Source organism: Pelagibacterium halotolerans, from assembly GCF_044811015.1.
Classification (GTDB): domain Bacteria; phylum Pseudomonadota; class Alphaproteobacteria; order Rhizobiales; family Devosiaceae; genus Pelagibacterium; species Pelagibacterium halotolerans_A.
The window spans coordinates 842,514-863,144 of the sequence record NZ_CP085243.1 but is presented as its reverse complement, the minus strand read 5'-3'; the positions used below and the strand labels follow the sequence as shown (position 1 = coordinate 863,144).

General features: G+C 61.9%; 17 protein-coding genes and 1 tRNA gene. 10 read left to right on the top strand and 8 right to left on the bottom strand.

Features of this window, described 5'->3' with window-relative positions:
* The first annotated feature begins 277 nt into the window (after positions 1 to 277).
* The 4 genes from LG281_RS04260 (at position 278) to LG281_RS04245 (ending at position 6,639) form a co-directional block, all read left to right on the top strand.
* Positions 278 to 700 carry a glyoxalase superfamily protein gene (locus LG281_RS04260; protein ID WP_404406617.1) on the top strand — a complete coding sequence of 141 codons (423 nt, stop codon included), beginning with the start codon at positions 278 to 280 and terminating at the stop codon, positions 698 to 700.
* Between the two features lie 147 nt (positions 701 to 847).
* Positions 848 to 1,549 carry a glutathione S-transferase N-terminal domain-containing protein gene (locus LG281_RS04255; RefSeq protein WP_404404684.1) on the top strand — a complete coding sequence of 234 codons (702 nt, stop codon included), beginning with the start codon at positions 848 to 850 and terminating at the stop codon, positions 1,547 to 1,549.
* Between the two features lie 143 nt (positions 1,550 to 1,692).
* Positions 1,693 to 3,075: an HAD family hydrolase gene (locus LG281_RS04250; RefSeq protein WP_404404682.1), complete on the top strand. Its 1,383-nt coding sequence runs from the start codon at positions 1,693 to 1,695 to the stop codon at positions 3,073 to 3,075.
* Positions 3,076 to 3,222: 147 nt separating this feature from the next.
* Positions 3,223 to 6,639: an Ig-like domain-containing protein gene (locus tag LG281_RS04245; protein WP_404404680.1), complete on the top strand. Its 3,417-nt coding sequence runs from the start codon at positions 3,223 to 3,225 to the stop codon at positions 6,637 to 6,639.
* 156 nt (positions 6,640 to 6,795) lie between these two features.
* Here the strand turns inward: LG281_RS04245 and LG281_RS04240 are convergent, their stop codons facing one another.
* The 4 genes from LG281_RS04240 to LG281_RS04225 all read right to left on the bottom strand — a co-directional run bounded on the left by LG281_RS04240 (position 6,796) and on the right by LG281_RS04225 (position 10,847).
* A complete protein-coding gene (locus tag LG281_RS04240; RefSeq protein WP_404404678.1) occupies positions 6,796 to 7,836 on the bottom strand; it encodes an AbrB family transcriptional regulator in 1,041 nt (346 codons plus the stop codon).
* Positions 7,833 to 9,362 carry a tripartite tricarboxylate transporter permease gene (locus LG281_RS04235; protein WP_404404676.1) on the bottom strand — a complete coding sequence of 510 codons (1,530 nt, stop codon included), beginning with the start codon at positions 9,360 to 9,362 and terminating at the stop codon, positions 7,833 to 7,835. The genes LG281_RS04240 and LG281_RS04235 overlap by 4 nt, the downstream gene beginning before the upstream one ends.
* A 12-nt stretch (positions 9,363 to 9,374) precedes the next feature.
* Positions 9,375 to 9,812 carry a tripartite tricarboxylate transporter TctB family protein gene (locus LG281_RS04230; RefSeq protein WP_404404674.1) on the bottom strand — a complete coding sequence of 146 codons (438 nt, stop codon included), beginning with the start codon at positions 9,810 to 9,812 and terminating at the stop codon, positions 9,375 to 9,377.
* 69 nt (positions 9,813 to 9,881) lie between these two features.
* Positions 9,882 to 10,847 (bottom strand): Bug family tripartite tricarboxylate transporter substrate binding protein, encoded by a 966-nt coding sequence (locus LG281_RS04225; protein WP_404404672.1) that lies wholly within the window; start codon positions 10,845 to 10,847, stop codon positions 9,882 to 9,884.
* A gap of 189 nt (positions 10,848 to 11,036) precedes the next feature.
* Here LG281_RS04225 and LG281_RS04220 point away from each other — a divergent pair, with 189 nt between their 5' ends.
* The 3 genes from LG281_RS04220 to LG281_RS04210 all read left to right on the top strand — a co-directional run bounded on the left by LG281_RS04220 (position 11,037) and on the right by LG281_RS04210 (position 15,518).
* Entirely contained in the window at positions 11,037 to 11,708 is a 672-nt protein-coding gene (locus tag LG281_RS04220; RefSeq protein ID WP_404404670.1) for a response regulator transcription factor, read from the top strand.
* Positions 11,692 to 14,172, top strand: coding sequence for an extracellular solute-binding protein (locus LG281_RS04215; RefSeq protein ID WP_404404668.1), 2,481 nt, complete (start codon positions 11,692 to 11,694; stop codon positions 14,170 to 14,172). The genes LG281_RS04220 and LG281_RS04215 overlap by 17 nt, the downstream gene beginning before the upstream one ends.
* 146 nt (positions 14,173 to 14,318) lie before the next feature.
* Positions 14,319 to 15,518 (top strand): erythromycin esterase family protein, encoded by a 1,200-nt coding sequence (locus LG281_RS04210; protein ID WP_404404666.1) that lies wholly within the window; start codon positions 14,319 to 14,321, stop codon positions 15,516 to 15,518.
* A gap of 12 nt (positions 15,519 to 15,530) precedes the next feature.
* Here LG281_RS04210 and LG281_RS04205 read toward each other — a convergent pair whose 3' ends face one another.
* Positions 15,531 to 15,707 (bottom strand): hypothetical protein, encoded by a 177-nt coding sequence (locus LG281_RS04205; RefSeq protein WP_404404664.1) that lies wholly within the window; start codon positions 15,705 to 15,707, stop codon positions 15,531 to 15,533.
* A gap of 242 nt (positions 15,708 to 15,949) precedes the next feature.
* Positions 15,950 to 16,039, bottom strand: a tRNA-Ser gene (locus LG281_RS04200).
* Between the two features lie 135 nt (positions 16,040 to 16,174).
* Here LG281_RS04200 and LG281_RS04195 point away from each other — a divergent pair.
* Positions 16,175 to 16,483 (top strand): hypothetical protein, encoded by a 309-nt coding sequence (locus LG281_RS04195; protein ID WP_404404662.1) that lies wholly within the window; start codon positions 16,175 to 16,177, stop codon positions 16,481 to 16,483.
* Here LG281_RS04195 and LG281_RS04190 read toward each other — a convergent pair.
* A complete protein-coding gene (locus tag LG281_RS04190; RefSeq protein ID WP_404404660.1) occupies positions 16,480 to 17,139 on the bottom strand; it encodes a phosphoribosyltransferase in 660 nt (219 codons plus the stop codon). The two genes, LG281_RS04195 and LG281_RS04190, sit on opposite strands and share 4 nt — an antisense overlap.
* Before the next feature lie 240 nt (positions 17,140 to 17,379).
* Positions 17,380 to 18,078 (bottom strand): FadR/GntR family transcriptional regulator, encoded by a 699-nt coding sequence (locus LG281_RS04185; RefSeq protein WP_404404658.1) that lies wholly within the window; start codon positions 18,076 to 18,078, stop codon positions 17,380 to 17,382.
* Positions 18,079 to 18,280: 202 nt separating this feature from the next.
* Between LG281_RS04185 and LG281_RS04180 the strand changes: the two genes are divergently transcribed.
* Both LG281_RS04180 and LG281_RS04175 read left to right on the top strand, forming a co-directional pair.
* Complete coding sequence (locus LG281_RS04180; RefSeq protein WP_404404656.1) at positions 18,281 to 19,084, top strand: NAD-dependent epimerase/dehydratase family protein; 804 nt, start codon at positions 18,281 to 18,283, stop codon at positions 19,082 to 19,084.
* Positions 19,081 to 20,598, top strand: a complete 1,518-nt coding sequence (locus LG281_RS04175) for an aldehyde dehydrogenase (NADP(+)) (RefSeq protein ID WP_404404654.1) — start codon at positions 19,081 to 19,083, stop codon at positions 20,596 to 20,598. Before LG281_RS04180 ends, LG281_RS04175 begins: the two co-directional genes overlap by 4 nt.
* Positions 20,599 to 20,631: the final 33 nt, after the last annotated feature.

Here is a 20,631-nt window from a genome sequence, read left to right as displayed (position 1 = left end):
ATGTCCAGTGCCGGATTCGGCCAAGATTAGAGAACCAGTATGCAACGCATGACGGCCATGCGTTGACAAAACCCGCGCCCAGTCCTATCTCCCGCCTCGGTTGAAGCGCCGGCCGCCTGCGGGGCAATGCCCTTTGGTGAAGGCTTCCACGCCGCGAAATCCGCCGCGTGCCTACTATTCATCGTCCTCTCTCTTTCGGCGGTGCATGGCAATGCAGGCTCCCAGGCAGCAAATTTCCGCCGTGGAGAATGAGACGATGCGCAAACCGGCATCCTCACTGACCACGACCGACCTCAAGGCCGAGGCGCGCCAATATCGCGTCGACCAGGCCGAGGCCGGCCACCCCGTAACCCACAGCCAGGCACTCGAAATGGTCGCGCGCTTTCACGGCTTCCGGGACTGGAATACCGCTTCGGGTGTGCTGCCCGTCACCCGCGGCCCTGCCTTCGCGGTTGGCCAGCGGGTCAAGGGCCATTATCTAAAGCAGGCGTTCAAGGGCACCATTATTGGCGTTTCTGCGCTCGGATCGGGCGAAATGCACCGGCTCACCGTCCAGTTCGACGATCCTGTCGACGTGGTGACCTTCGATAGCTTTTCCGCCTTCCGCCACCGCGTGTCAATCACCGTCAACCGGGACGGCATCTCTCCGACTCGTACCAGCGATCGTGAACCGCATATGCGCCTTACGCCCGTTTCGTAGAACAGAAAACACCGGTGCCGCTTTTATCGCACCGGTGTTTTCCAAGCGGCCCCTTGCATTCATCGGCAAATAACGATGAAATGATCTTGAGCGCCTGTTCGGGCGCGACTCGATTTCCCATTGATCCACAGGAGCGGTCGACCTCTCATGACCACCCAGACCAAGCCCATTGAGCTTTATTATTTCCCCACCCCCAATGGCCACAAGGTCTCGATTATCCTCGAGGAACTGGAACTGCCCTACAATGTCCACCCGATCCACATCGGCAAGGGCGATCAGTTCAAGCCTGAATTTCTGGCGATTTCCCCCAACAACAAAATTCCCGCGATTGTCGATCCCGAAGGCCCTGGCGGCGAGCCGATTTCGGTTTTCGAATCCGGCGCTATCCTCAAATACCTCGCCGAGAAAATCGGCAAGTTCTATCCCACCGACCCGCGTGCCCGCGTCAAGGTCGACGAGTGGCTCTTCTGGCAGATGGGCGGCTTCGGTCCAATGCTTGGCCAGAACCACCACTTCGCGATCTATGCGCCGGAAAAAATTCCGTACGCCATCGACCGCTATCGCAACGAAACGCACCGGCTCTATGGTGTTCTGAACAAGCAGCTCGAAGGCCAGGAGTATATCGCCGGCGACTATTCCATCGCCGATATCGCCACTCTGAGTTGGTCGCTTGGCTGGGAGCGTCAGGGGATGGACCTTGCCGAATTCCCCAACGTTGCCGCTTGGCAGGAGCGGCTCAAAGCCCGGCCCGCTGTCGAGCGCGGCCTTGCCGTCAAGCTCCCCGAAGAGCAGCAGATGAACCTCGCCGAGGATAAGGGCGCCCAAAAGGTGCTCTTCGGCCAGCGCTAGGGTTGCGGTCAGATTTTCGACCTCCAATAGGTATGCCGGGACCCGCTCCCGGCTTGCCTTTTATGGCATTGCACCTTGTCATCTCGCGGTGTTTTCTTTTCTACAGAAAGCACGCGCCACGATGACGACAATGAGACAATCTTATGCCCTACGATGAACGTGCCGCCGTTCCGGTGCTCCCGACCCAAAAAGACCTCGATCTCGCCCGGCGGATCGCTCCAATCATTCGCTTCGCCGCGAACGAGCCGTTCCTCCCTACCAAAGCCGGCATCACGGTCCTAACCTCTCCCGCGGTCTCCCCCTCGGCGCCGCTCGACGTTACCTTTGAGCCCGGCGTGGCAAAGGTCGTTGAATACGCCATCTGGTGGGATTGGGACATTCAGCACCTTTACGAACTCGAGCATGTCTGGCTCAAGCTCGATGAAAACGACAACATCGTCGGCGTCGACGCCAGCGCACACGGCAAGCTCTTCCCCATGCACCGTGCGGACGGATCGTTGCCGATCGAAGAGGGGAGGGTGACGCTTTATTCCGAACCCGGCAAACACGCCTTCCACGCCGCCCCCGAACCCATCCGCGAGCGCGAGGTCTGGCTTACGGCCATGTGCACCTCGATGACCAGTGCGGGGCATGTCCTCGTCAATCATATGTTTGAGGATGTCCTCACCGGCATCACGCCCGAAGACCACCGTGCGGTCCGCCGCTATCTCCAGAACCGCGCCTTCGTGCCGTCATACGATTTTACGCAAGGCTTCGATCTTGCCGGTGTCGATTTCGTCTCCTGGCCTGATCTGCATGCCTTCATCGCCGCGAGGGTGCCGCAGGTTCTTGCGCAGGTGAAGGCCGACCAGCCGCTCATCAAGGCGGTGCTGCTCGACAGTGGCGACACCATGGTCGATGAAGCCACCGAGGTTCGGGACGACACCGATCATGTTCTGAAGGCAGACCTCATCCCCGGCGCGAAAGAAATGATTCAAGCCCTTGTAAAAGATGGCTATCGTATTGCGCTCGTTGCCGATGGTCTGGTCCAGAGCTTCGCCAATGTGCTGGGCCATCATGGGATCTCACCGCATTTTGAGGCCGAAATCATTTCCGAGGTGCAGGGCGTGGACAAGCCCGCAGCCAAGATGTTCGAATCTGCGCTCGAAGCCCTCGGGCTGACCCTTGACGATGCGGAACGCGTGGTGATGGTCGGCAATCACCTTGGGCGCGACGTCAAGGGTGCCAACGGTATGGGCATCACGTCGATCTGGCTCGACTGGGCCCCGCGCCGCCACAAGGTGCCAGCCGATCCCACCGAGCACCCGGATTACACCATTACCAATCCGAGCCAGCTTCCCGTCGTTCTCGCCGAAATCGAGTGCGCCATGGGCCGTGCGGCGATGAACCCGCATATGGCGGCTGCGCGACGCGCGGTGACCGAGCGGCTCGGGAGAGGGACGTGCCAAATGCAATCCAGCAAGGATGACGGTAGCTCCAGAAAGCCCCCGTTTGCATCATTCAGTTATAAGTATATTTACGTATAGAGATGGGATTTGTGTAAATCTTATTCCTCGATGAAGTAAGTATTTTATATATATTGGACTTCATGGTGTCGTAACCAATCAGGTGGCAGATTAACACGATGGTCGAGCCTATGGCTCCCTTCGAGTTATTTTTGCGAGAATTGAACGATGCTTCATATAGCTACAGTCACTATGGAAAACGGCGTGCAGAACGTGCCGCAGGCGCTGATGGGCGCGCGGGCGACCGTCGATACCGCGGACGCGGCGCATGTGCAGCTCGATGTCGCGGCCGGGGATGTGGCGGGCTATGTCCGCCAGGGCGACGATCTGGTGATCCACCTCAGGAACGGCGAGGTGATCGTACTGTCGGACTATTTCGACGACGGTGACCAGAACGTGCCGTCCCTCGAGACGCTCAACGGCGCGGGCGACTATGTGCCCGTCGATTTCGGTACCTCGGCGGCTGTGGAGGGCGTTCTGACGCCGTCCATCGGCGTGGCGGCGGGAGCAGCGGCAGCCGCCGGTGCCGCCGGCGCGTTGGGCGGGCTGGGCATGGCCGGAGTGGCCGGTCTCGGGGCGCTGGCGGTCGGGGGTGTCGTCGCGGTGGCCGGCGGCAGCGGGGGCGGCAGCGGCAACAATAATGGCGGCGGCACCGGCGCGCATGTGGCTGCGCCCGAAGTGGGGCAGTACGGCTCGGACACGGTTTCGGGGACCGGGACGCCCGGGGATACGGTCACGGTCACCAATCAGACGACGGGCGAGGTGATCGGGACCGGGACGGTGGATCCGGACGGCAAATGGTCGGTTACCCTCGATCCCAGGCCCAATGATGGCGATCAGGTCTCGGTGAGCGAGAAGGATCCGGACGGCAACACGTCCGGCACCACCGATGTGACGGTCGGCGCGCGCCGGCCCGAGGCGCCCGAGATCACCCAATATGGTCCGGACACGATTTCCGGGACGGGCACGCCCGGCGACACGGTCACGGTGACCGACGAGACGACGGGACAGGTTCTCGGCTCGACGACTGTCGGCTCGGACGGCAAATGGTCGGTGACGCCCGACCCCAAGCCGGGCGATGGCGACCAGGTTTCGGTGACCGGGAGCGATGCGAACGGCAACGACTCGCAAAGCTCCGGGGTCACCATTGGCACGAACCGTCCGGAAACACCCCAGATCACTCAGTACGGCCCCGACACGATTTCCGGGACGGGGACGCCCGGCGACACGGTCACGGTGACGGACGAGACGACGGGGCAGGTTCTCGGCTCGACGACTGTCGGCTCGGACGGCAAGTGGTCGGTGACGCCCGACCCCAAGCCGGGCACCGGCGATCAGGTTTCGGTGACCGGGAGCGATGCGAGCGGCAACGACTCGCAGAGTTCCGGGGTCACCATCGGTGAGAACCGCCCGGCGGCGCCCGAGGTGACCCAATCGACCCCCGACGCGATTTCGGGGACGGGGACGCCGGGGGATACGATCACCGTGACGGACGAGACGACGGGGCAGGTGATCGGCCAGACGACGGTCGATCCGGACGGCAAGTGGTCGGTGGCGCCAGATCCCAAGCCGGGCACCGGCGATCAGGTCTCGGTTGTCGAGACCGACACGAACGGCAACGACTCGCAAAGCTCCGGCGTGACGGTCGTCAACTCGTCGGGCGGCGACAGCGGAACGGACACGACGGCTCCAGGGGCGCCGACGGATCTGGTGCTGGATGCGGGTTCGGATTCGGGCTCGAGCGACAGCGACCGGATCACCAAGGACACCACGCCAACGGTCAAGGGATCGGCGGAGGCCGGGGCGACGGTCACGGTTTACGATACCGACGGAACGACGGTGCTGGGGACTGCTGTCGCGGGGGATGATGGCAGCTGGTCGGTGACGACGAGCACACTCAATGAGGGCCAACACAGTCTGACGGCGAAGGCGGCCGATGCGGCGGGCAATGTCTCGACCGCGTCAGGCCCGCTCGCGGTGACCATCGACACCACGGCGCCGGCGGCGGCACAGGTGGCCACGGCGAACGCCAGCACGGTTTCAGGCACGGTGGCCGAGGCGTCCGCCACGATCACCATCGACTATACCGGCGACGGCGAGGCCGATGCGACCGCGGCGGCGGATGGCGACGGGAAGTGGAGCTTTGATGGGCTCACACTGGCCGACGGCACCGAGGTCAAGGTCTGGGCCGCCGATGCGGCCGGGAATATCTCCGAGGTGGCGACGAGGACTGTGGATGGGACAAAGCCGGTGGCAAGGATCGCGAAACAGAATGCCACGTTTACACAAAAGATTATCAACGGCGATACGGAGAGCGCGAATGCCGCTGTGATGGCCGATCTCGATGGCGATAATCATCTGGATATATATGTCTCAGAATTTAGCCATAACCCTCTCTGGACCAATAACGACGGTGAGGGAAATTTCACGAACAACAAGACTATTCCCGACGACACCGGGGTTAGTCGCGGCGTGGCCATTGCCGACGTCGATGGGGATGACGATCTTGATATCTATGTTCTAACTGATGGTCAAAATCGCCTCTGGCTCAACAACGGTAGCGGAACCTTTACGTCTGCGGATGACGTCGATTCCTGGGACGGTCAGGGTATCGTAATGGGCGATGTCACTGGCGATGGTCATCCTGATATCTATGTTCTAACTGATGGCCAAAATCTTCTCTGGATCAATGACGGTACCGGGAAGTTCACCGAGAAAAGAGAGATCAACGGTGATACCGGAGACACTGAGGGGGCCGTGATGGCTGATATAGATGGCGACGGCGACCTCGATATCTATGCTGTGAACGATACTTCTACAAAGTATGGCCAACCCTATGGCCAAAATCATCTGTGGCTCAACGATGGGAGCGGGCATTTCCCTGAAAACAGGGACATCCAAGGAGACACGGGAAGAGGTCAGGGCGCGGTAATCGGAGATTTCGATGGTGACGGCGACGCTGATATTTATGTTTCGAACTATAATGAGCAAAACTATTTCTGGGAAAATAACGGCTCTGAACAATTCTCTGTAAAACATATCATTCAAAACGATTTGGGTTTAAGTCATCAACCGGTAATGGGTGATGTCGATGGCGATGGGGATCTCGATATCTATGTTCCGAATTTTAACAATGGTTTGAACCGGCTCTGGATTAATAACGGCGAATGGAACTTTACGTCCAAGGATATTCCCACCGATTTCAGGGATAGCTATGGCGCTGCGATGGACGATGTTAACGGAGATGGTTATCCCGATATCTATGTCGCGAACTATGTTAGCCAGAACATTCTCTGGCTCAGTGACGACCACAAAATTGCTGCCGGTGACAGCGTCGATGTCGGGAGCAGCGAGAAAGGCACCGTCTATCTCGTCAACGACCAGGTGACGGTGAACTCCCTCGAGGACATCACCAATGCCGCCGACAATCTCTGGAACGCGGTCCAGATCACCGACGAGACGCAATCGTTCGCGCTCGATACGACCGGCCTCGCGCATGGTAATAACGCGACCTACCACGCCTACGCCGTGGATCTGGGCGGCAATCTCTCGCTCATGTCGGAGATGAATCTCATCATCACCTGAGACCCGATGTCCCAGCCCGGGGCTTCTCGTCCCGGCCTCGGGCGCTCACTTGCGGGGCGACGGTTTATACTGGAGCCAAGCGAATTTGCCGGCTTCTCATGCCGAAAGGGTGTCTTATCGCGGGCGCTGATATGGCTGTTTGCCGCCGACCACCGTTTATTCGCCGGCCTGAGCGCTCCGGCTTTCCCCACGGCTCAATATGGGCAGCAGGACGATGAGGAAGCCGATGCGTACCAGATGGTGCAAGGCGACATAGGCTGGGTCGAACCCCATGGCGAGCCCGATTGCCGCCATGGCCTCCACCCCGCCGGGCGCGAAAGCGATCCAGACCTGGCCGATGGGCAGGCCTGTCAAAACGCTCACGACCGCAGCAAACGCGGCTGAAACAAGCGCAGCGGTGCCGACAGTGGCAACGGTCGCCCTGAGCAAGTGCAGGATCGCCGAAACCTTGATCCCGCTAAAGCGGCTGCCCATTACCGAACCGGTGATCGTGAAGCCGGCAAAAAGCAGGGCGTAAGGAGGCAGCCCATGGACGATGCCACCGGCATGCACCACTGCGCTGGCGATCATGCCCCCGGCAAGAAAGGCCGCGGGGAAACCCGTGCGCTTGAGCACGAGCGCCGCGCCGGTTCCGAACAGTGCCAGCAGGCCGAAGGCGAGAAGGTCGAACTCCTCTCGGGGTTCGATCGCGATGGCTCCGGCACCCAAGCCTGCCACGAGCAAAGGCAGAACGGCAGCGAGGATCAACAGGCGCATTGACTGCATGATGACAACGGTCGTCGCATCGCCTTTGCCTTCTGCCGCTATGGACAAGGCGAGGGACATGGTGCCTGGCGAGGTGGCGAGCAGGGCGGTCATCCGATCCTTCCGCCAGAAGCGGACAAGCAGCCAGCGGCTGACAAGAAGCGTCGCGAGGATGGACATGCAGAGCAGAACGAGACTGAGGGCCCAGTCTCCCGCGTGGTCAAGCGCGTCGGCGTCGAAGCCCGACCCCAGGGACAAGCCGATCACGAGGAAGCCTGCGTCCCGCAAACGGGTATCCATGGCAAGCCGAAGGCCACCCCATGCAGCAGCGGAGGTGGCCAGAGAGGCTCCGATCAACGGCGCAGCGGGCATGCCCGCCAGTGCCGCCAACGCTGCGCCGCACCCTCCGATCACCAAAGTGACGGCGGTACGGCGCATTGTTTCCGGGATCATTCGTCCTCCTCGACAGGTCCGCCAGCCGCCGCCAGCCGCTTGGACCGGCGACTCGCCCAGGTGGGCAGGATCACCACTGCGGCAGCCATGACATAGAGTGCAACGCTCTTCCAGCTCACAATCAGGATGGACCAATCGCCCGCCGAGATCGAAAGCGCACGGCGGAGGCTGTCTTCGAAGAGACCTCCCAGCACGAAGCCGAGGATGACCGGCGCTAGCGGAAATTCGAGCTTGCGCAGGACCCAGCCGAACATGCCCAGAAGTGTGATCAGGAACAGATCGAACGGGTTACCAACGATCGAATAGACCCCGATGAAGGCGAGAACCGCAATGAGCGGCGTGAGGTAATGCTGCGGGATGGTCAGCATCCGCGCGAACAGCCCAACGAGCGGCAGGTTGATGATCAACAGAGCGACGTTGCCGACATACATGGACGCGATCAGGCCCCAGGCGATTTCCGGGCGCTGCGTGAACATCAGCGGGCCGGGCTGCACGTTGAAGAGCAGCAGCGCACCCAGGAGGATCGCCGTCGTGCCCGAGCCGGGGATGCCGAGGGTGAGCATGGGGACCATGGCTCCACCTGCCGCCGCGTTGTTGGCGGCTTCGGGCGCGGCGAGGCCGCGCACGTCACCATTGCCGAACTCGCCGGCGTCCGCACCGGCCGCCCGCTTTTCCGAACCATAGGCCACCGCCGAAGCGACCGAAGCGCCGGTTCCGGGAAGGATGCCGATGAAAAAGCCTATGATCGACGAGCGCAGGATCGTCCACTTGGTTTTTGCCAGATCGGACATGCGCACGAAGGTGTTGTCCACCGGAAGCGTCTTGAGCTGGCCAGAGACCTGCTGTTCGACGAGGTGGAAGAGCTCGGCCATGCCGAAGAGACCGATAACCACGACAAGGAAGTCGATGCCGGCGAGCAGGTCGGGGACACCGAAGGTGTAGCGTGCGATGCCGGTATTGGCATCGATGCCCATGGTGGCGATCATCAGTCCGATGAGTGCGCCCATCAGCGTCTTCCACGAGTTCTTGCCTACGAGCGAAGCCAGCGAGGCGAAGGCGAAGACCATCAGCGCGACATAATCCGAGGGCGAGAAGGTCACTGCGAACTGGGCCAGCATGGGTCCGAACAAGGACAACAGGATCACTGCGAAGGTGCCGCCCACGAAGGAGGCGATGGCCGAGAGCGAGAGCGCGCGTCCGGCCTCACCGCGTTTTGCCATCGGATTGCCGTCGAGCGTCGTCATCACGGCGCCCGCGTCGCCCGGCACGTTGAGCAGGATCGACGAGATCCGCCCGCCATATTCGGCGCCGTAATAGATGCCGGCCAGAAGGATCAGGGCGCTTTCCGGCGGCAGGCCGAGGCCATAGGCGATGGGCAGCAGGATGGCGACGCCGTTGATTGGGCCGATGCCCGGAAGCGCACCGATCAGCGTGCCTGCGAAGCACCCGATCAGCACGAGCATGATATTGAAAGGGGCCAGCGCGACACCGAAGCCGGTCGCTAACCCTGCGAGAACTTCTTGCATCGTTCCGCCTCCTTAGATCTTGGGCAAGGGCCCGGCGGGCAGGTTGAGGTCGAGAAGGCCGGCGCACAGCAGATAACCCGCGATACCGGCGGCGAGGCCGAACGCGGTGGCGCGCAGCCACGTCGCGCCCAGCACACGGCCCATCAGGGCCGAGAACAGGAATGTCGAGATAATGAAGCCCAGCGGTTCGTAGAGTTCCGCATAGGCGAAGAGCATGACGGTGACCGCGCCGAGCTTGAGCCATGTCGGCCGGGCTGTGTCGAAGCGCTCGACATCCGGTTTCCAAAGCAGCGCGATCAGGCAGATGACGGCGGCGACTGCCAGAAGCCGCGGCCAGGATTCAGGGCCAAGCGGGTCGTACTGAAACGGTGCGCTGATGGCTGTGAAGGCGATAAAACCATAGGCCAGCGTAACGAGCAGCAGTACGCCGGCGAAAATCCGGTCGGCCATGGGATCCCCCTGGGGATGAGCAAATGGAAGAGGCCCGGCGGAACGTGCCGCCGGGCCGGAAGACTGGACTTACTGGATCAGCCCGGCTTCGGTGGCGATGTCGCGAAGTTCGGCGATCAGCGCCTTGACCTGGGCATCCATTTCCTCGCCCGCGAGATCGAGCGGCATCAGGCCTTTTTCTTCGCGGATCTGCTGGAATTCCTCGGTCTCGTAAGCGGCAGCAAAGGCATCGGCCCACGTCTGATAGGCCTCGTCCGAAACGTCGTTGCCCATGTAGAAGCCGCGCATGATCGTCCATTCGACGTCATAGCCCAACTCGATTGCCGTGGGGAACGCATCGAACGGCGCATCGAGGCGCTCGGGTGCCAATACGGCGAGAATGCGCATGGTCCCGGCATCGAGGTGCGAGGACATCTCACCCACATCGCCCATATAGACTTCGATCGAGCCGCCGAGCAGGGCGGCAATCGCCTCGCCGCCGCCGTCGAAGGCGACATAACGCATGGCGCGCGGATCGGCGCCGACGGATTTGAGCAGCAATGCGCCCTTCATCCAATCCTGCGAGCCGACCGAGCCGCCGGCACCGACGACCACTCCGCCGGGATCTTCCTGGAAGTCCGCCATGAGCTGATCGAGCGTTTCGTATTCGCTGTCGGCCTTGACGATGACGGCGCCGAAGTCCGCGCCTGCTGTCGCCAGGAAGCGGACGTCGTTTTCATCGAACTGGCCGTATTTGCCGGTTGCGATGTTGAGCAGAGAACCTGACGAGAAGGCCACGATGGCGTTCGGATCGTCCGTACGCGTGGTGTTGAACAGGTTGAACGCCACGGCGCCGATGCCGCCGGGCATGAAGGTCACCTGAATTGGCTTGTCGAACTGCGGAGCAAGGCCAGTTTGCGCGATACGGCAGGTCAGGTCGAATCCGCCACCGGGCTCGGCGGGCGCGATGCATTCGGGGTCGTCGACCTGTGCGAAGGCCGGGCCAGCAAGGCCGACAGCCAGAACGGCCGCCGCGACGAAGCGGGTCAAAGTCATTACTTCTCCTCCCAAGATTTAATCGGATGGACAGGGTTCCTCGTTCCCTTATGTCCACACATACGGTAGTCCTCTCGGCTGACTCGGTCCTTTCGGGTGGCTGACTTGCGGCTGATTTGTAGCTGACATGATGCTGACGTGAGCGAATGCCGCTTCGCGGCTTTCACTATGCGGTGTATTTTACCCCGCATGCGGATACTCGTCGTCGAAGACAATGCTGACCTCGCCGAAGCTATCATGGACCGCCTTCAGGGCGAGGGGCACGTCGTCGATGTGGAGCGTGACGGCGAGGAGGCGAACCGGCTCTTGAGGCACGCGCGGTTCGACCTTGTCATTCTGGACGTCAATCTTCCGGGCCGTTCGGGCTTTGAAATTCTGCGTTCCCTTCGCGCTGCGGAGAACCAAGTGCCGGTGCTCGTGCTCACGGCCCGCAGCCAGATCGAGGACAAGGTGCTTGGGCTCGATGCGGGCGCAGACGACTTCATGGTCAAGCCGTTCGATTTCCGCGAACTGGTCGCACGGTGCCGTATGCTGGGACGGCGCCGATCCGGGGCAGCGACGAACACGTTCGTTGCCGACAACCTCACTTTCGACCGCCGCTCCAAGCGCGCGCTCGTCGACGGGCGCGACATTGACCTCAAGAACAAGGAAGTGCAGCTTCTCGAAATCTTCCTCAATAATATCGGCTCGGTTTTGAGCAAGGAGGAGGTGGCCGACAAGCTCTATTCCTACGAGGAGGCGCCCAGTCTGAATGCGGTGGAACAGCATGTGACGCGCCTGCGCAAGAAACTCGAGGCCACGCCGGTATCGATCAAGACCGTGCGGGGATTGGGATATCTGGTTTATGTCGACGAGGGATAAGCGCCCGACATCGCTGCGCCGCGGCCTTCTCGTCAGAATGACGGCAGTCTTCGCCGTCCTGCTGGTCATAATCGCGGTTCTGCTTTGGAACTATTCCAGAGGTGCCGCCAACCGAACCTATGACCTTTTGCTGGCCGGAGCCGCGCTCTCGATCCTCGAGACGGTCTCATCGAGCGATCGGGAAATTACCGTCGACCTGCCGCATTCTGCCCTGGACATTTTGAGTCTCGCACCGGACGATCGCGTGTTCTATGCGGTAACGAGCGACGGGGGATTGCTGACGGGGCAGGAGGACCTGCCGCGCCCGCCGACGGAGGCTTCTACGGAACCCAAATTCTTCGACGAGACATTCGGCGATACCCGCCTGCGGGGGGCGGCGCAGAGCCGGAGGATCAGCACTCCAGAGGGGCGCCGCTGGGTTACCGTTCATGTTGCCCATACGACCCTCGCCCGGGACTATCACGCGCTTTCGCTTTTTATACTCGGGTTGGGAGGTGTCGGGCTTGTTTCAGTCATTGGGCTGGGTTTCGTATGGGTCGCCATCCGCACTGCATTGCAGCCTCTGGCCCGGATTCAGGGCGACCTCGATGCCCGTGATCCGACCGATCTCACGTACCTCGACATCGCACCGCCCCGCGAGGTGGCTGGCCTGGTAAGTGCCATCAACGGTTTCATGCATCGCCTCGACCATGCCCGCCGTCAAAGCGAGGCTTTTATGGCCGATGTCGCACACCAAACGCGGACGGGGCTTTCCGCCTTGCATGGCCATCTGTCCATGGCGAGCGATGCCGAAGATCTCGCCACGATGCGCCGGCGCTTGCTGCGTGCGGAAGATCAGGCATCCCGCACGACGCGTCTGACCAATCAGCTTCTCTCGCACGCCATGGTCATCCACCGTGCCGAAAACCAGACGATGTCGAACGTCGACCTTCAGCCGCTGGTGCGCGGCCTGCTCTCGGAAATGCTGCGCGACACGGTGTTCCGCACAATCAACGTCGAATTTGACGATGCCGGCCTTGCGGGCGCAGCCGCGGAAATCAGGGGCGATCAGATTTCGCTGCGCGAGGCGCTGCGCAACGTGATCGAGAACGCGAGACGCCACGGCCCGCCCGAGAATACGATCATCGTCCGGCTTGCCACAAAGGGAGATTCCGTTGTCGTGGAGGTCGAAGACGAAGGACCGGGCCTCAGCCCGGAACTGCGTGCCGTGGCGCTGGAGCGCTTCAAATCCCTCAACGACGACACCAAGGGGTCGGGGCTGGGTCTTGCAATTGTCAAGGAAGTTGCCGACGCTCACCACGGGGCGGTCGCCCTGAGCTCGGGCGCAAAGGGAGGATTGCTCGTGCGTCTGACGTTTCCCAAAGCCAAACCCAAACCGGGGGGCGGGACCGGTAAAGCCAGGCGTGGCCTCACATCCAGTGCAGCCGCGCTCTTGGTACTCCTCTTGGTGTTGGTCCTGCCGGACGAGGGGCGGGCGGAAGTGGGCGTTCTGGACATCTGGAGCGCCACTGACAGCGAGTTCATGCTTCCCGTCGTCGACGACTTCAAACGTCGCAACCCTGGATTCACCGTCAACTATCGTGAGTTCGAAACTTCGGATCTGTACGCGGCGATGATGGATCCCGACGGCGAGGCGCCGGATGTGGCAGTCAGTTCGGCTATGGATTTGCAGGTGGATCTGGTCAATCGCGGCCTGGCCTTGCCCCTGGACATGCCTGAAAGCGCCTGGACCAGTCCGTGGTCGGTATGGCGCTCGGAGCTTTTCGGCTTCACCTTCGAGCCCTCCGCCGTCGTGTATCACCGTCCGTCCTTCGCCCCGGATGCCCTGCCGCGCACGCATGCCGACATGGCCGTTTTCCTCCGCGAAAACGAAAATCGCTTTTTCGGCCGCGTGGGAACGTACGACATACGAACGTCCGGTGCGGGCTACCTGCTCGCTACGCAGGACGCGCAGTTGAATCCACAGTTTTTCCGGATCGCCGAAACGCTCGGCCGCGCTGGCGTGCGGGTTTTCTGTTGCACCACCGAGGTGACCAGCAAAGCGGCAGACGGGCGTCTGCTGCTGGGGCTCAACGTCATTGGCTCGTATGCGCTGGCGGCGGCGCAGGAGAATCCGGATCTGGGAGTGCACTTTTATGAGGATTTCAACCCGGTCATGCTGCGGAGTGCCTTCGTGCCCAGGACCGCGGACGACCCCGATCTCGGCTCACGCTTCGTTCACTACTTACTGTCTCCCGAAGGCCAGCGGGCCATCGCCGAAGAATCCGGCCTCTTGCCGATCGATCCCGCTTATCTCCCGCTCAGTCCCGCCCGCGAGGTGCCTTCGATCTCGCAGGATACCGGGCGCTTCGTTCCCATCCGCCTTTCGGTCGGGCTGCTGACTTATCTCGACCGGATGAAGCGTGAGTCTTTCTTGAGCAACTGGGAAACGGCAATCCAAGACCCTGCCGCCGGCGGGCGTTGAACCAAGGTCCACCTCCTTCGCCGCCGTCGATCGTTGCCTTCTGTTTGGATGGGAGGTGAGGAGGGCAAGACGCCTGGGGCGTCTGGAATATCCGGTGCGATCAGGGTAACCGACCGCACCGGTGCGTCCCCGAAAAGACGACGCTATTGCACCATGAGCCGTTGCTGGTCACGCGCGTCGTTGTAAGTCTGCTCGTCATAAGCCGGTTGATTTTCCAGCTCTTCGCGACTGAAGGGCGTATAGATCGCCCATTGATTGCCGTCGCTGACGACTTCCAGATTGTCCAGGCCAATGGCGACGCTGTGCGTCCCGATAAGGCCGGAGGGGCCTACGACGAGGCCGCGTTCGCACGCTTCCCCACCTGGATGTGGCGCAACCAGGAGGTTGCAAACTTCGTGGACTGGCTGCGCGCGTACAACGAGCAGCTGCCGGCTGAACACCGGACGGCGTTTTACGGACTCGACGTTTACTCCCTGCGCGGCTCGGTCGCGGCGGTTCTCGAGTATCTCGATCAGCACGATCCGGCCGCTGCGGTCGAGGCCCGGCGGCGCTATGGCTGCCTCACGCCTTGGCAAAGCGATCCGTCACAATATGGTCTCTCGGTGCTGCGTGGGCAGAGTGATCCGTGCGAGGATGCGGTGGTCTCGCAGCTGTCTGACATTCTTGCACGCCAATTGAAGGCGGGCGATGGCGAAGACGTTTTCGATGCGGCCCAGAACGCGCGCGTCGTTCACGCCGCCGAGCGCTATTACCGCATAATGTATCGCGGTTCGACCGAGAGCTGGAACCAGCGCGACCGCCACATGTTCGACACGTTGCAAACCCTTCTGGAGCGTGATCCCCGAAACAAGATCGTCGTCTGGGCGCACAACTCTCATATTGGCGATGCCTCCGCGACATCCATGGGGTGGGAAGGGCAATTCAACATAGGTGAACTCGCCAAGCGGTCTTATGGCGATGCCGCCGTTCTGATCGGGTTCGGCACCAATTCTGGCACGGTTGCTGCCGCTGATGATTGGGACGGACCGATGCAGCTAAAGGACGTGCGCCCGGCGCATCACGATTCCTATGAGAAAGCGTTTGAGGATGCCGGTGTCGCATGCTCGCTCACCGACCTGCGCCCGCAGGCAAACCGGGAGCTTCTCGCTGCACTTTCCGTGGTCCATCTCGAGCGGGCCATCGGGGTCATTTATAGACCTGAGACCGAACGATGGAGCCACTATTTCGAAGCCGTGCTCCCTGCTCAGTTTGATGCCTATGTGTGGTTTTCAACGACGCGGGCGGTCAAGGCGCTTCCCTCCGAAGCGCCGCATGGTGTGCCCGAAACCTATCCGTTCGGGACATGAACCCAGCGGGGCTCATCCGGGCCAGTTGAGGGCTGCCAGGACAACGAGCGCGAGCAGGAATGCTGCCAGCAGAACGGCCGTGGGACCGCCGCGCGGGCGGTCCATGTCGCGGCCGGCTTCCGGGGTAAGGGCTTCGCCTTGCGCTTCAACGTCCGGACGATGTGGGTCATGCAAGTCAGGTCGCATCATTGCAACCTCCTTTGTGGACCAGGTCTTCCCGTTCAATACGGCAGCGCCCTACACGTTCCCTAGCCAAGCTCCGCGCGCCGACTAGGACGCTCTGAACCGGTGCTGGGACATGCGCAATCGGGTCATCGCCATGCGGCTTTGGAAGCGGGAGCCGCGTAGGCAGATCGATGTAGAGATCGTATCGCTAAAATTTGCCGTTCGCTGTGCCGGTCCGTCGGAAGCGGCTGGGCGCCGGGGCCTGATGGCGGAGAGGAAGGGATTCGAACCCTCGAGACGCTTCCGCGCCTACGCCCTTAGCAGGGGCGCGCCTTCGACCACTCGGCCACCTCTCCGCTGCCGCTTAAATATCAACTCTCGCCGCAAAGCAAGACTTGCCGGAAAATTCTTTGGGAAGCCGGTAACGCGCCCTCGAATGCAACCCGGGCCACGGTCAAGCGTTGGGGCTGAAGAGGGCAGGGAGCTTTGCGATGAACATTTATAGGCTCTACCCGGTTGCCGGGCCGGCGGCCTCAAACTGGGACCTCGCCGCCAACCGTGGCGAGATTATCGTGAGGGCCAAAACCACGGGCGATGCGCGGCTCGTTGCCGCTGAGGCCGAAGCACGGTCCGCTGGGGATGGACGGCATGAGAATGATGACGTCTATTCGGTGCGGGCGAGTGCATTTACCGACGAGAAAATGTACGGCGTTCAACGGATCGAGACGCCACAGTTTCCTGAAGACGGCGACCGCGCTGTGCTTGCCGGCGATGTCACTGTTGCACGTGCAAAGCCTTAATGGCCGACTTTAGCCCGCGCCATAAGCGCGATGACTGTCTCGTCCGAGGTCTGGTCGAACACTTCGTAATACTGACCGACCGCGCGGAAATCGCCGGGCGTATGGAGACATACGACCGCGTCGGCTTCGGCTTCCATCCGGCCGATGGTTTCGGGTGGCGCCACCGGGATCGCCAGCGTAACCGATCGTGCGCCGGCCTTACGCAACGCCCTGAGCCCGGCGAGGGCCGTCCCGCCGGTCGCGATCCCGTCATCGGCGAGGATCACCGATTTTCCCTCGACCGGAAGCGGCGGACGGTCTCCGACATAGCGTTGCCGCCTGCGTTCGATCTGTTTGAGTTTTTCAGCAACCTGTGCATCGATATAGTCCTCGGTGACGCCGGGAATGGTCATCGCGATATCGTTGAGCACGACCTGCGGCGAGGCGCCGTCGACGACGGCGCCGATCCCGTATTCCTCATGCCCGGGAGCGGGGATTTTACGCACCATCAAGAGTTCGAGCGGCGCTTCGAGCGCAATCGCGAGTTCGTACGCAACGGGCACGCCGCCGCGCGGAAGCGCGAAGACGATGTCGGGTGGCGGCGTGTCGCGCAAAGCCGCGGCGAGCTGTCTGCCCGCATCGGCTCTGTCGCGAAAAAGCGCTGAATATGCCCGCATGGCCAGCCTGCTTGCCGTCGTAAAACCCTCAGAGCCTGCCCCAAAAACCTGCGGTTGAGGATTGGCGAGGCATTTTTGTTCAGAAGCAGGGAGGAATTTGGGGGAATATTGGACATATTGCCCCAAATTCCTCCCTGCTTCTGGGCAACAAAGGCCCGCCAAGCCGACCCGTCAGACTTTTGGGTCAGGCTCTAAAGTCTCAACGCGGACCCAGAGCCGGTCGTTGCGTGTGGGCCGCTTTTAACTTGCCTGCAGCAACGTGCGATAACGCCGCTGGCTGCCCAGAAGGTGCTCGCGCATCGCGGCGCGGGCCGCTTCTGCGTCCCCGTTGGAAATTGCCGAAACGATGGCGACGTGCTCGGCATTGATCTGGTCGAGATAGGCGCGCGACGCGCGATCTCCCGCGCCGGTCTTGAGCGCGGCGCGTGGGATTGCGGTTTCCCCGATCAGTTCCATGAATTCTGCGAATCGAGGGTTGTTCGTGGCCTTGGCGATCGCAAGATGCAATGCGAAATCGGCCCTCGCCGTCGGCGCGCCAGCGGCCATGGCCGCCTGGACGGCGTTGTGCCGGTCCAGAATCTCTTCGTCCTGGGCCGGCGAGCGGCGCACCGCTGCAAGCGCAGCTGCCTCGGACTCGACGGCGGCACGCAACTCCAAAAGCTCCACGATAGAGGACAGTCGTGCATGGTCGACGTCCTGAAACGGCGGTGCCGCAGCAGCGACAGGTTCGAGCACGAAGACGCCGGCACCCCGCCGCGGTTCGACAAGCCCATCCGCCCGCAACGCGGCAATCGCCTCACGCACTACGGTACGGCTGACCTTGTGCGTTTCGGTCAGCCGCGCTTCGCTCGGCAATTTGTCCCCAGGCTTGAACGCACCGGCCATAATCGCAGTTCGCAAGGCTTCGGCCACCTTGACGACAAGAGTGCCCCCGCTCATAAACCGCGAACTCCGCTGAATTTTAGCATTCCGAACCCCATATCCAAGCTTATCAGACACGCCAGCCCCATACGCGTCAAGGCGAACCTTGCAGCAGCCGGAAAATCAGTCTGACAGATTGACCTCAGTTGTCTAATCTATACTATGCGCCCGTCTGTTCGGCAAACATCCAGCGCCCGACATCACCCAAGGAGTGATAGCCTTGAAACGTCTCCTGATCACCGGAGCAGCCGGCGGCGTTGGCCGCGCCATGCGTACCCGACTCGCGCACCTCGCGAAAACGATCCGTATATCCGACGTTGCGCCATTGAGCGAGGCTGCCGGGAACGAGGAGTGCGTCCAGTGTGATCTGGGAGACGCTGGTGCGGTCGACGCGCTCGTCGCCGGATGCGACGGCATTGTGCACCTGGGCGGGATTTCGCTCGAGGATACTTTCGAAAAAATCAATAACGCCAATATCGTGGGGCTCTACAACCTCTACGAGGCCGCGCGAGCGCATGGCATGCCGCGCATCCTGTTCGCCAGCTCGAACCATGTGGTGGGGTATTACCGGCAAGACGAATATCTCGCGCCCGACGTGCGGCTCAGACCCGATACCCTTTACAGCGTTTCCAAGTGTTTCGGGGAGGCGCTTGCGACGATGTATCACGACAAGTTCGGGCAGGAGACGGCGGTTGTGCGCATCGGCTCCTGCTTTGAAAAGCCGACCGACCATCGTATGCTTGCCACATGGTTGAGCTACGATGATTTTGCGGGCCTGGTCGAGCGCGTCTTTGCTGTGCCCAGGCTTGGATGCCCCATAATCTGGGGCGTTTCCGCCAATGACGCCGCATGGTGGGACAATAGCACCGTGCGCTATTTGGGCTGGACTCCGAAGGACAACAGCGCCAAGTTCCGGGCCGAGCTCGAACAGAGCCTTGAGTTACCCGATCCGGGGGCCCCGCAAGCCATCTGGCAGGGCGGGCTTCACACGCAAGAACCGATCAAAAGGACAGACAAATCATGACTTTTACGCCCCACGGCAAGCATCTGATCGCCGGCGACTGGGTTGCCGGAGAGACGACGTTCGCGTCCGAGCCCGCTACCGGGCCCGCGCACGACTTTGCCGTCGGCACCCCCGAACTCGTCGATAGGGCCTGCGAGGCCGCCGAAGAGGCATTCTGGACCTATGGCTACACCTCGCGCACCGAGCGCGCGAAGTTCCTAAACGCCATTGCCGACGAGATCGAAAAGCGCGCCGAGGCGATCGCCGAAATCGGCTCACAGGAAACGGGCCTTCCGGAGGCCCGGCTCAACTCCGAACGCGGCCGCACGACCGGACAGCTTCGCCTGTTCGCGAGCCACATCGAAAAGGGCGATTATCTTGATCGCCGTCACGACGAGGCTATGCCGGACCGCCAGCCTTTACCGCGCCCGGACCTCAAGATGGTCCAGCGGCCGATCGGCCCGGTTGCCGTGTTCGGTGCGTCCAACTTCCCGCTCGCGTTTTCGACTGCTGGCGGCGATACTGCGGCTGCGCTTGCCGCGGGCTGCCCCGTCGTCGTCAAGGGCCATTCGGCGCATCCGGGGACCGGAGAGATCGTCGCTGAGGCCGTCAACGCCGCCCGCGAAGCCTGCGGTCTGCCCAAGGGCGTCTTCTCGCTGATCCAGGGCGGCAACCGCGAGGTTGGCGCCGCACTCGTCCAGCACCCGCGCATCAAGGCTGTCGGTTTCACCGGCTCGCTCGGCGGCGGTCGCGCGCTCTTCAATCTCTGCGCGGCACGCCCCGAACCGATCCCGTTCTTCGGCGAACTGGGTTCGGTCAATCCGATGTTCCTCTTGCCGGAAGCCGTCGCATCGCGCGGGCAAGAGATCGGCAAGGGCTGGGCTGCGTCGCTTACCATGGGGGCAGGGCAGTTCTGCACCAACCCCGGCATCGCCGTCGTGATTGATAGCCCGGAGGCAGACGCTTTTGTCAACGCCGCCAAGGAAGCGCTCGGCGGGGTCGGCCCGCAGACCATGCTGACGGACGGCATCGCCGAGGCCTATCGCAAGGGCCGTGACCGTGTTGCCGGGAATACCGGCGTGCAAGAGTTGCTCACCACCAGCTGCGATCTGCGCAACGCAACGCCCTATCTCTATGAGACGACCGGCGAGAACTGGCTTGCCAATCACGAATTGGGCGAGGAGGTTTTCGGCCCGCTCGGTCTCGTGGTCCGGGCGAAGGATGTCGACGAGATGCGCAAGATCGCCCGCAGCATCGACGGCCAGTTGACCTGCACGCTGCACATGGACGCCGGCGATACCGAACTCGGTCAATCGCTGATGCCGATCCTCGAGCGTAAAGCCGGGCGGATTCTTGCCAATGGCTTTCCCACGGGCGTTGAAGTTGCCGATTCCATGGTCCATGGCGGCCCGTACCCCGCGTCGACCAATTTTGGCGCGACCTCGGTCGGTACACTCTCGATCCGCCGCTTCCTGCGTCCGGTCTGTTATCAGGCCATGCCCGACGCGCTGCTGCCGGGTGATCTGCGGGGCTGAGCTCTTCAGAGACCGCGAAAAAGAACGGCGGGT